The following is a 5,306-nucleotide window of genomic DNA, read 5'->3' on the forward strand; positions in this document are numbered from 1 at the left end:
AAAAAAAACTTGCGGGGAAAGAAAAAGTAGCTATCTTTGCACCCGCAAGTCAGGAACAACGAAAGAGAAAAACAGAAGATGAGGGGTCCTGATTAGCGCAAAAGATCGTTGAAATAAAAAGTTTTTTAAACAAAGCTTACGAAAGATAAAAAGTAGCAAAACACAACCTGGAAGAAAAGAGATTCTTTTGAGTTTGGGAAAAGGCCTTGAAATTGATAATAACAAAGAAATTACAATGGAGAGTTTGATCCTGGCTCAGGATGAACGCTAGCGGGAGGCCTAACACATGCAAGCCGAGGGGTATTTTGGAGCTTGCTTCAAGAGAGACCGGCGTACGGGTGCGTAACGCGTATGCAACTTACCTGTATCACTGGGATAGCCCGGGGAAACCCGGATTAATACCGGATAACATATCAGTCAGCATTGGCAGATATTAAAAGATTAATCGGATACAGATAGGCATGCGTAGGATTAGTTAGTTGGTAAGGTAACGGCTTACCAAGACGATGATCCTTAGGGGGCCTGAGAGGGTGACCCCCCACACTGGAACTGAGACACGGACCAGACTCCTACGGGAGGCAGCAGTGAGGAATATTGGACAATGGGTGAGAGCCTGATCCAGCCATCCCGCGTGAAGGACGACAGCCCTATGGGTTTTAAACTTCTTTTGTATGGGAATAAACCACATTACGTGTAATGTTCTGAAGGTACCATACGAATAAGCATCGGCTAACTCCGTGCCAGCAGCCGCGGTAATACGGAGGATGCGAGCGTTATCCGGATTTATTGGGTTTAAAGGGTCCGTAGGCGGGTTGATAAGTCAGCGGTGAAAACCTGCAGCTTAACTGTAGAACTGCCGTTGATACTGTTAATCTTGAATAGTATTGAAGTAGCTGGAATGTGTAGTGTAGCGGTGAAATGCATAGATATTACACAGAACCCCGATTGCGAAGGCAGGTTACTAAATACCGATTGACGCTGATGGACGAAAGCGTGGGGAGCGAACAGGATTAGATACCCTGGTAGTCCACGCCGTAAACGATGGATACTCGTTGTTGGGGGTTACCCCTCAGTGACTAAGCGAAAGTAATAAGTATCCCACCTGGGGAGTACGACCGCAAGGTTGAAACTCAAAGGAATTGACGGGGGCCCGCACAAGCGGTGGAGCATGTGGTTTAATTCGATGATACGCGAGGAACCTTACCAGGGCTTAAATGGGAATTGACGTACTTAGAAATAAGTATTTCTACGGACAATTTTCAAGGTGCTGCATGGTTGTCGTCAGCTCGTGCCGTGAGGTGTCAGGTTAAGTCCTATAACGAGCGCAACCCTTATCATTAGTTGCCAACGAGTAAAGTCGGGAACTCTAATGAGACTGCCGGTGCAAACCGCGAGGAAGGTGGGGATGACGTCAAATCATCACGGCCCTTACGCCCTGGGCCACACACGTGCTACAATGGCCGGTACAGAGGGCAGCTACTGGGCAACCAGATGCGAATCTCAAAAGCCGGTCTCAGTTCGGATTGGAGTCTGCAACTCGACTCTATGAAGCTGGAATCGCTAGTAATCGCAGATCAGCCATGCTGCGGTGAATACGTTCCCGGGCCTTGTACACACCGCCCGTCAAGCCATGGAAGCTGGGGGTACCTGAAGTCGGTGACCGTAAAAGGAGCTGCCTAGGGTAAAACTAGTGACTGGGGCTAAGTCGTAACAAGGTAGCCGTACCGGAAGGTGCGGCTGGAACATCTCTTTTTTAGAGCAAAAAGTCAAAACAAGGAATAAAAAACCCCAAAAGAAGCTTACAACTTCCAGGTGTTTCCTACTTAAACAAAGAAAAGAGGGAAAAATAATGAAGAAAGGTAAGAAAAAAATACAAGTAAGTAAAAAGTTAAAAAAACACAAGATATATAACACCCCTGAAAAGCCCCTGTAAGGAAAAGGTAAGACATAAGAAGAAGAGTAAAAGGAGCAACGAGGAAAATAAAAATCAATCAGTCTCATAGCTCAGCCGGTTAGAGCGCTACACTGATAATGTAGAGGTCGGCAGTTCGAGTCTGCCTGAGACTACAAAGGGAAACAAGGGGAATTAGCTCAGCTGGCTAGAGCGCCTGCCTTGCACGCAGGAGGTCAAGGGTTCGACTCCCTTATTCTCCACAAGGTTCTAAAAACGAAAGAAAGAAGTAGTAAAAAGAACCAGTGTTATATACGGATCATTGACATTATTGGGATTTTATATAAAAAAATAAACCGAGCGGCCAATATAATTGGCTAAGGAAAAGAAATCGTTAAGGGCGTATGGCGGATGCCTAGGCTTCAAGAGGCGAAGAAAGACGTGGTAAGCTGCGAAAAGCTGCGGGGATTGGCACACACGAAGTGATCCGCAGATGTCTGAATGGGGCAACCCACTATACAAGAGTATAGTATTCCCGCAAGGGAAGGCAAACCTTCCGAACTGAAACATCTAAGTAGGAAGAGGAAAAGAAATCAACCGAGATTCCGAGAGTAGTGGCGAGCGAAATCGGAAGAGCCCAAAAGTACGTAATTAGATAGCAGAATGTTTTGGAAAGAACAACCGAAGAAGGTGAAAGTCCTGTAAGTGAAATCTGGATATGTATGAAAAAGAGTAGGGCGGGACACGTGAAATCCTGTCTGAACATGGGGGGACCATCCTCCAAGGCTAAATACTCCTTGAAGACCGATAGCGAACAAGTACCGTGAGGGAAAGGTGAAAAGTATTTCGAAAAGAAAGATGAAAGAGACCCTGAAACCATACGCCTACAAGCGGTCGGAGCATCATAAGATGTGACGGCGTGCCTTTTGCATAATGAGCCTACGAGTTAATTTCACTAGCGAGGTTAAGTAGTTCAGCTACGGAGCCGCAGCGAAAGCGAGTCTGAATAGGGCGTTTAGTTAGTGGGATTAGACGCGAAACCTTGTGATCTATCCATGGGCAGGTTGAAGCTTTGGTAACACAAAGTGGAGGACCGAACCGGTTGACGTTGAAAAGTCTTCGGATGACCTGTGGATAGGGGTGAAAGGCTAATCAAACTGGGAGATAGCTCGTACTCCCCGAAATGCATTTAGGTGCAGCGTTAAGAAAGAGTATACTAGAGGTAGAGCTACTGATTGGATGCGGGGGTTTCACCGCCTACCAAATCCTGACAAACTCCGAATGCTATTATATGTTTCTTAGCAGTGAGGGCATGGGTGCTAAGGTCCATGTCCGAGAGGGAAAGAACCCAGAGCAACAGCTAAGGTCCCGAAATGTATACTAAGTTGAACAAACGAGGTCAGACTGCCCAGACAGCTAGGATGTTGGCTTGGAAGCAGCCATTCATTTAAAGAGTGCGTAACAGCTCACTAGTCGAGCGGTTTGGCATGGATAATACTCGGGCATAAGTATACTACCGAAGCTATGCGAAATGAAAATTTCGGTAGGGGAGCATTCTATATGCGCAGAATCAGTAAGGTGACTTATTGTGGAGCGTATAGAAAAGAAAATGTAGGCATAAGTAACGATAATGAAGGTGAGAAACCTTCACGCCGTAAATCCAAGGTTTCCTCAGCTATGCTAATCAGCTGAGGGTAAGTCGGGACCTAAGGTGAATCCGAGAGGAGCAATCGATGGGAAATCGGTTAATATTCCGATACCGGCTGTAAATTCGATGGAGTGACAGAGTAATGACACTACCGCGTACTGACGGAATAGTACGTTAAAGCATGTAGGTAAATCAGCAATAGTAAAATGCGTTGCCGATGCCGAAGGTGAAAGTACCAGGAAGCTACGGTGGAATGGATAGTGTAGGTAAGAGCTCTCAAGAAAAACTTCTAAGGCAAGTTTACAGCGCCCGTACCAAAACCGACACAGGTGGATGAGGAGAGTATCCTAAGGCGCTCGAGTGAATCATGGTTAAGGAACTAGGCAAAATAGACCTGTAACTTCGGGAGAAAGGTCGCTCCCCATAAAAAGGGAGCCGCAGTGAAAAGGCCCAGGCGACTGTTTATCAAAAACACAGGACTCTGCAAAATCGCAAGATGACGTATAGGGTCTGACACCTGCCCGGTGCTGGAAGGTTAAGGAAGGAGGTTAGCGTAAGCGAAGCCTTTGACTGAAGCCCCAGTAAACGGCGGCCGTAACTATAACGGTCCTAAGGTAGCGAAATTCCTTGTCGGGTAAGTTCCGACCTGCACGAATGGTGTAACGATCTGGGCACTGTCTCAACCATGAGCTCGGTGAAATTGTAGTATCGGTGAAGATGCCGATTACCCGCAATGGGACGAAAAGACCCTGTGAACCTTTACTATAGCTTCGTATTGACTTCGGGTAAATGATGTGTAGGATAGGTGGGAAACTGAGAATCGGCTTCGCCAGGAGTCGAGGAGTTGACGTTGAAATACCACCCTTTATTTATCTGGAGCCTAACTTCTGAACAGAAGGACATTGCGTGGTGGGTAGTTTGACTGGGGTGGTCGCCTCCAAAAGAGTAACGGAGGCTTTCAAAGGTACCCTCAGCACGCTTGGCAACCGTGCGCAGAGTGTAATGGCATAAGGGTGCTTGACTGCAAGACCGACAAGTCGAGCAGGTGCGAAAGCAGGACATAGTGATCCGGTGGTTCCGTATGGAAGGGCCATCGCTCATAGGATAAAAGGTACTCCGGGGATAACAGGCTAGTCTCCCCCAAGAGCTCACATCGACGGGGAGGTTCGGCACCTCGATGTCGGCTCGTCACATCCTGGGGCTGGAGAAGGTCCCAAGGGTTGGGCTGTTCGCCCATTAAAGTGGCACGCGAGCTGGGTTCAGAACGTCGTGAGACAGTTCGGTCTCTATCTATTGCGGGCGTAGAATTTTGCGTGGAGTTGACTCTAGTACGAGAGGACCGAGTTGAACAAACCTCTGGTGTATCAGTTGTGCCGCCAGGTTCACCGCTGAGTAGCTAAGTTTGGAAGAGATAAGCACTGAAAGCATATAAGTGCGAAACTCGCCACAAGATAAGAATTCGATATAGGGTCGTGGGAGAATACCACGTTGATAGGCTACAGGTGTAAAGGCAGTGATGTCATAGCCGAGTAGTACTAATTACCCGGAGATTTCGTCCAAAATAAAAAAGTAAAAGTTAATACAATTGGCCGTAAGAGTTTACAAAATTTATATAAAATCCCATTAAGATATTTAGGGTGGTTATAGCGGTAGGGCTCACCTGTTCCCATTTCGAACACAGAAGTTAAGCCTACTTGCGCTGATGGTACTGCAAACGCGGGAGAGTAGGTAGCCGCCGGTTTTTTAAAAAAGAAAGCTTTGTATAGG

General features: G+C 46.9%; 2 tRNA genes and 3 rRNA genes. All 5 read left to right on the forward strand.

What is annotated here, in order from left to right:
* Positions 1–232 precede the first annotated feature (232 nt).
* The 5 genes from J3U20_RS10040 (at position 233) to rrf (ending at position 5,280) form a co-directional block, all read left to right on the forward strand.
* A 16S ribosomal RNA gene (locus J3U20_RS10040) occupies positions 233–1,753 on the forward strand.
* A gap of 240 nt (positions 1,754–1,993) precedes the next feature.
* Positions 1,994–2,067: transfer RNA gene (locus J3U20_RS10045), tRNA-Ile, on the forward strand.
* Positions 2,068–2,080: 13 nt separating this feature from the next.
* Positions 2,081–2,154, forward strand: a tRNA-Ala gene (locus tag J3U20_RS10050).
* Between the two features lie 121 nt (positions 2,155–2,275).
* Positions 2,276–5,098, forward strand: a 23S ribosomal RNA gene (locus J3U20_RS10055).
* A gap of 74 nt (positions 5,099–5,172) precedes the next feature.
* Positions 5,173–5,280 (forward strand): 5S ribosomal RNA (gene rrf, locus J3U20_RS10060).
* Together the 16S, 23S and 5S rRNA genes with 2 tRNA genes alongside form the textbook arrangement of a ribosomal RNA operon.
* Positions 5,281–5,306: the final 26 nt, after the last annotated feature.

This window comes from Apibacter sp. B3919 (assembly GCF_026537405.1).
Lineage (GTDB): Bacteria > Bacteroidota > Bacteroidia > Flavobacteriales > Weeksellaceae > Apibacter.